This window comes from Inquilinus sp. (assembly GCF_057815775.1).
In genome coordinates, this window is sequence record NZ_JBYRFX010000346.1 from 1 (window position 1) to 6,455 (window position 6,455).

A 6,455-nucleotide genomic window follows, 5' to 3' on the forward strand; every position below is an offset into this window, starting at 1 on the left:
AGCGCACTGGGCGCCCACGGCACCGCCCTGGGGGCGATGCGGCTGGCGGCCGATCACGGCCTGGGCCAGATCCTCGGCGAGAACCGCCACCCCGCCGTGGTCCTGCCGCCGCTGGATTCAGAGAGCGCGGCGGCGGAGTAGGTTCGTGGCACCTGTGCTCAGCGCAGGATTTTTTTTGAACCATCCCCACAACTGTCATGCCCGGACTTGATCCGGGCATCCAGAGGCTGTCGACATTCTCTGGATTGCCGGGTCAAGCCCGGCAATGACAGTTAAAGAGAGATTCCGAGACCTACACTTCCGTCGGCGACCAGGGCTTCAGCTTGGTGTCGGTCTGGCGGTAGCGGAAGGAGGTGTTGGTCAGGCCGGCGGTGTCCTGCATCTCGCCGACGATCAGCTGCGCCGCGACGATCTGCAGGATCGCATCGGCGATGGCGTTGCCGAACTCCGGCACCTGGATCACGGTCAGCTCGCCATCGGAGGCGACGTCCGTGCGGGCGGTGATCAGCACCGAGGGGCAGCCGAACCCGGCCACATCCTGGGCGACCTTGACTTCCCGGCCGGTGCCGAAGGCGACCAGCCCGGTCCGGCTGTCCTGCGATTCCATCGGCCCGTGCAGGTAGTTCAGCGTATCCCAGGCGCAGGCCGGCACGCGCACCGCCTCGCGGATCAGCAGGGCGGCCTCCCCGGCGGTGGCGAAGGCCGCGCCGGCGCCGACCAGGTCGATCGAGGCGCGCCGGTACAGGCGCCGCGCGGCCTGCTTCGCCGGCTCGGCCGCAGCGGCCAGCAGGGCGCTCACGGCCTCGGGCAGGGCGGTCCAATCGGCGGAGGGAGCGCCGCCGACGATGCGGTCGGCCAGCAGGCCGATCGCCAGCAGCGTGCCGGTGTAGCCGGTCGAGCTGGCGCCGTTGTCGGATCCGGACGCCATGCCGATGGCCAGGCCGGTCAGCTCCGCCAGCGGATTGGCGGTGTCACGGCAGATGGCGATGCGCGGCAGGTGCGACCGCATCCGCATCACGTCGGCGGTCTCGCGGCTCTGGCCCGAGGCGGACAGGGCGATGAAGGCGTCGGCCGCGGCATCCACCCCGTCATAGAGGTCGGTGGCGCAATAGGCGAAGGCCCGGGTGCCCTGCGTGCGCAGGAAGCAGGCGCCGGCGATTGCCGCCTGGTAGCTGGCGCCGATCCCGGCCAGGCCGATGGCCTTGCCGGCGAAGGCGCCGAGGTCGAGGGCGTCAAGGGCGCGGCCGATCGCGACCCGGCCTTCCTCCAGGCTGTCCGGCTGCCGGGCGACGGCGTCGCGATATCCAATGCGCTGCATGGGTCGGTCTCCGATCGGGATTCAGGATGTCTGGGGAACGGTCTGCAGGGCGCGCCGCGCCAGCGCCAGCGCGCCGAGCACCGGCGGGTCGCGCAGCACGACGACGTCGCTGTTGGGCGATACCGCGGCCATGGCGGCCCGGAAGGCCTGCACCAGGCGGGGCTGTTCGGCGATCACGCCGCCGCCGGCGACCACGCTGCCGGCATCGGCGCCGCGCCGGATCAGGATGCCGACCAGGTCGGCCAGCGCCTTCGCACCGTCCTCGATCACGCCGATCGCCAGGGGCGACCCGGCGTCGGCCGCGGCGAACACGGCGCTGGCATACTGGCCCCAGACCACGCCGCTGCGCGTGTCGTTCAGCAGCCGGCCCATCATCGTCGGGTCGTCGGTGCCCAGCGCGCGCATCAGGGCGTCGGTCAGCGGGTCGTCGGGCGCGCCGCGGTCGATCGCGCCGCGCACCGCCCGCGCCGCATCGCGGACCAGGGACGGGGCGCTGCCCTCGTCGCCCAGGATCCAGCCCCAGCCGCCCGCCGCCAGCATCCGGCCGTCCGGCGTCCGCGCCACCGCGATCGACCCGGTGCCGACCACCACGCCGATGCCGCCGAAGCGGCCGGCGGCCGGGGCCATCAGCTCGGAATCATTGACCACCTGCACGATGCCGCCGAGATGCGGGGCCAGGGCCGCCTGCCAGGCACGGCACTGGTCGTCGGTGTCGCAGCCATGGGCGCCGACCACGGTCGCATCAGGGGCCTGGCCGTCGCACAGCGACAGCACCAGCGAGGCCAGCACGGCGGCATCGGTCTTGACCTGGCGGATGCGCCAAGTGTCGGTCGTCACGGTCTCGTCGGCGACGATGTTGCCGCCCCGGGATGCCATCATGCGGGTCTTGGTGCCGCCGATATCGACGCCTGCGATGAGATCTGAGGCCACGGTTGTCCCGCCCTTGCTGAGTTAGTTAGGCAGATTTACAAACTATCTAGCCAGCCGGCAAGAACTATGATTTCCTGTTGCTGCGCATAAGCACCGCAGCGGTGCAGGGGAGGCGAAAAATGAACATCAGGCGTATCGGGCGCGTGGCCCTGGCCGCGGCGGCCATCTGGGGTTTTGCAGCGACAGCCGCACAGGCGGTCGAGGTGTCGTTCTGGACCTGGCGGCAGGAAGACAAGGCCGCCTACAACGAGCTGTTCGCGGATTTCACCAAGGCCAACCCGGATATCACGGTCAAGTTCGAGTCCTTCCCGGATGAGAGCTATCCGACCATCGTCTCGGCGGCGCTGGCGGCCGGCCATGGCGGCGACGTGATCCACACCCACGCCTATGGCTGGCTGGAGCAGTTCGTGAAGGCCGGCTACTTCGTGGCGCAGGACCCGGCCACCGTGCCGTCGCTGGCCAACATGCCGGCGGACGCGCTGGTCGCCGGCACCTATCGTGCCGACGGCAAGGTGTATTCGCTGCCCTTCGCCTCACAGACGCTGGGCCTGTTCATCAACAAGGAGGTGTTCGCCAAGGCCGGGCTGACCCCGCCGACCACCTGGGACGAGTTCATGACCGTCAGCAAGGCGCTGAAGGACAAGGGCATCATCCCGCTGGCGAACGGGCTGGGCACCAGCTGGTTCAACGAGATGTTCGTGGCGATCTTCACCAACCCGTTTCTTGGGCCGGATTTCGTCGCCGACCTGACCTCGGGCAAGGCGACGTTCAAGGATCCGCGCTACATCGCGGCGCTGGGCAAGCTGCTGGAGCTGCGCGACGTCATGTCCCCCGGCTATGAAGGCATCGACTACGACACGGCGGGCCAGCTGTTCGTGACCGGCCGGGCAGCGATGCTGGCCGGCGGCAGCTTCGACATCTCGACCTACAAGGCGCAGAACCCGCAGATCGACATGGAATTCGTCGGCCCGCCGGCGCCGAAGGCGGGCGACCCGCGCTACGTCACCAAATTCTATGACGGCGGCTACGCGGTGAACGCGGCGTCGCCGAACAAGGAAGCCGCGCTGAAGCTGGTCAACTGGATGGGCACCAAGGAATTCAGCGACAAGTTCTCGGCGCTGCTGGGCAACATCTCGCCGATCAAGGGCGTGGTCATCAACGACCCGCTGCTGGCCGAGGTCGCGGCCCTGAACCAGACCGCGATGCCGCACATCAACGTGGTCTATTTCCGCTTCCAGAAGCCGACGGGGTCGGAGCTGCTGCAGGGCGACATCACCAAGATGATGGCCGGCAGCATCACGCCGGACCAGCTGGGCGCCGACCTGACCGACGGCATCGCCAAATGGTACACGCCGTTCCAGGGCAAGTGACATGATCCGCGACCGGCGCCGCCTGTCCGATTTTCTGCCCCGGCGCCGGTCGCTCTGGATCGCCTTCCTGCTGCTGCCGGCCGCCGCCATCATGTCGGTGTTCGTGGCCTGGCCGCTGCTGTCGGCCTTCCGGCTGGCCTTCTATCGCTTCGACGGGCTGCAGCCTTCCGACTTCGTCGGGCTGGAGAATTTCCGCCAGGTGCTGATGGAATCGCCGTTCAGCGACTGGACCTGGAATGCCCTGCACCACAACGTCGTCGTGTTCTGTGCCCTGATGGTGCTTGAGAACGGCACTGCCCTGCTGATCGCCTTCGCGCTGCTGAAGGCGCTGCCCGGCCACCGCGTCCACCAGGTCATCGTGTTCCTGCCGGTGGTGCTGTCCTCGGTCATCGTCGGCTTCCTGTGGAAGCTGTTCCTGCACCCGCTGTTCGGCCTGGTGAACCAGGCCCTGGCGCTGGTCGGCGTCCACGGCCCCGCCTGGCTCGGCCAGGAATCGACCGCGCTGGGCAGCATCGTGCTGGCCAATGTCTGGCACTGGCTCGGCTTCCCGACCCTGGTGCTGCTGGCCGGCATGCAGCGCATCAGCAAGGAGGTGATTGAGGCCGCGCGGCTCGACGGCGCCGGCGACCGCACCCTCTTGCTGCGGATCATCTGGCCGCTGCTGGCGCCCAGCGTCACCATCGTCTGCATCCTGACCTTCATCGGCAGCTTCAACTGGTTCGAGCTGCCCTACATCATGGCCGGGCTGACCGGGTCGCCCGGCGGGTCGACCGACGTGCTGGGCCTGTATTTCTATCGCACCGCCTTCGGCAGCACGACGACGGGCATCCAGGATTACGGCCAGGGCAGCGCCCTGGCGGTGCTGATGTTCCTGCTGATCGCCGGCTTCACCGCCGTGGCCCTACGGCTGCTGCGGCGGCGGGAGGTCGAGCTGTGACGGCCGTGACGGCGATCCCCGACAGCGGCCCCGCCCTCGACCGGCGTTGGTCGGTGAAGACGGGCGCGATCCAGGCGCTGCTGCTGCTCAACGCCTTCGTCATGATCTACCCGCTGCTCGTCATGGTGATGTCGTCGTTCAAGACCAATGCCGAGATCTTTACCTCGCCCTTCGCGCTGCCGCAGACCATCTCGCTGGCCAATGTCGAGAAGATCTGGTCCGAGACGAATTTCGTCCGCTACCTCTTCAACTCCGTCCTGGTCACCGGTGCGTCGGTGCTGCTGATCCTGGTGGTCGGCACCATGGCCGCCTATGCCATCGCCCGGTACAAGTTCCGGTTCAGCGCCCTGGTGCTGATGTTCTTCCTCAGCGGCATGACCGTGCCGCTGAAGCTGGCGATCATCCCGCTGTTCATCCAGCTCGACACGCTGGGCCTCACCAACTCCTATGCCGGGCTGGTGCTGGTCTATGCCGCGATGGGTATCCCGTCCGCGGTGTTCATCATGACCGGCTTCCTGCGCGCCCTGCCGCGCGAACTGGAGGAATCGGCCCGGATCGACGGCGCCAGCGAGCTGCGGGTGATGGTGTCGATCATGCTGCCACTGGCGCGCCCGGCCATGGTGATCGTCGCGATCCAGAACGCGGTGCCGATCTGGAACGATTTCTTCTTTCCGCTGATCCTGATCACGTCGGATAACCTGAAGACGCTGCCGCAGGGGCTGACCGTGTTCATGGGCGAATTCACCACCAATTGGGGCGTGCTCTTCACCGGGCTGTCCCTGGCCGCGTTGCCGATCATGCTGGTCTATATCGCCCTGTCGCGCCAGTTCATCGCCGGCATCACCCAGGGCGCGGTCAAGTAGCCCGAAAGAGACGAGGGATCATCGAGTGGCACAGCAGAACAAGGTCATCATCACCTGTGCGGTGACGGGGTCGATCCACACGCCGTCGATGTCGCCGCACCTGCCGGTCACGGCGCGGGAGATCGCCGATGCGGCGGTCGAGGCGGCGGAGGCCGGGGCGGCCATCGTCCATTTGCATGCGCGCGACCCGAAGGACGGCCGGCCCGACCAGTCGCCGGAGGCCTTCGCGCCGTTCCTGAGTGTGGTCAAGCAGCGCTCCGGCTGCGTCATCAACATCACCACCGGCGGCGCCGCGACCATGACGGTGGAGGAGCGGGTGCGCCCGGCCGCCACCTTCCGGCCGGAGGTCGCGTCGCTGAACATGGGGTCGATGAATTTCGGCCTGTACCCGATGCTCGGCCGCTTCAAGACCTTCGAGCATGCGTGGGAGCAGCCCTATCTCGAAGGGTCGCGCGACCGGGTGTTCCGCAACACCTTCGGCGACATCGAATACATCCTGGCGACCTGCGCCGAGAACGGCACCCGCTTCGAGATCGAGTGCTACGACATCGGCCACCTCTACACCCTGGCGCATTTCGCCGAGCGCGGCCTGGTCAAGCCGCCGTTCTTCGTGCAGAGCGTGTTCGGCATCCTCGGCGGCATCGGCCCGCATCCGGAGGATGTGGCGCATATGAAGCGCACGGCCGACCGGCTGTTCGGCGCGGATTACCACTGGTCGGTGCTGGGCGCCGGCCGCCACCAGCTGCCGATCGCGGCCCAGGCCGTGGCCCTGGGCGGCAACGTCCGCGTCGGGCTGGAGGATTCGCTGTGGATCGGCAAGGGCCGGCTGGCGCAATCCAGCGCCGAGCAGGTCCGCCAGGTGCGCCAGATTATCGAAGGCCTCGGCGCCGAGATCGCCACGCCGGACGAGGCCCGCGCGATCCTGAAGCTGAAGGGCGGCGACGCGGTCGGTTTCTGAGCCGCCCCCTTTGATAGGTCGAAGGCCAATTCATAACCGTCATCGCGAGCCCCGCCGGGGCGTGGCGATCCAGAGATCG

6 protein-coding genes are annotated in these 6,455 nt (G+C 68.1%); 4 read left to right on the plus strand and 2 right to left on the minus strand.

Translation table 11 applies throughout. The annotated features are described in order from the left end of the window. Positions 1 to 292: 292 nt before the first annotated feature. Positions 293 to 1,318 carry an SIS domain-containing protein gene (locus AC3XYG_RS12315; RefSeq protein WP_489140126.1) on the minus strand — a complete coding sequence of 342 codons (1,026 nt, stop codon included), beginning with the start codon at positions 1,316 to 1,318 and terminating at the stop codon, positions 293 to 295. Positions 1,319 to 1,339: 21 nt separating this feature from the next. Beyond that, positions 1,340 to 2,248 carry an N-acetylglucosamine kinase gene (locus AC3XYG_RS12320; protein ID WP_489140127.1) on the minus strand — a complete coding sequence of 303 codons (909 nt, stop codon included), beginning with the start codon at positions 2,246 to 2,248 and terminating at the stop codon, positions 1,340 to 1,342. 119 nt (positions 2,249 to 2,367) lie between these two features. On the opposite strand from AC3XYG_RS12320, the gene AC3XYG_RS12325 reads away from it, so the two are divergent. From AC3XYG_RS12325 to kce, 4 genes are read left to right on the plus strand one after another with little or no spacing between them, the layout of a single operon-like run. Beyond that, a complete protein-coding gene (locus AC3XYG_RS12325) occupies positions 2,368 to 3,618 on the plus strand; it encodes a sugar ABC transporter substrate-binding protein (protein ID WP_489140128.1) in 1,251 nt (416 codons plus the stop codon). 1 nt (position 3,619) lies between these two features. Beyond that, positions 3,620 to 4,555, plus strand: coding sequence for a carbohydrate ABC transporter permease (locus AC3XYG_RS12330; protein ID WP_489140129.1), 936 nt, complete (start codon positions 3,620 to 3,622; stop codon positions 4,553 to 4,555). After that, positions 4,552 to 5,418: a carbohydrate ABC transporter permease gene (locus tag AC3XYG_RS12335; RefSeq protein ID WP_489140130.1), complete on the plus strand. Its 867-nt coding sequence runs from the start codon at positions 4,552 to 4,554 to the stop codon at positions 5,416 to 5,418. The genes AC3XYG_RS12330 and AC3XYG_RS12335 overlap by 4 nt, the downstream gene beginning before the upstream one ends. Before the next feature lie 25 nt (positions 5,419 to 5,443). After that, positions 5,444 to 6,376 (plus strand): 3,5-dioxohexanoate:acetyl-CoA acetone transferase, encoded by a 933-nt coding sequence (kce, locus tag AC3XYG_RS12340; protein ID WP_489140131.1) that lies wholly within the window; start codon positions 5,444 to 5,446, stop codon positions 6,374 to 6,376. Positions 6,377 to 6,455: the final 79 nt, after the last annotated feature.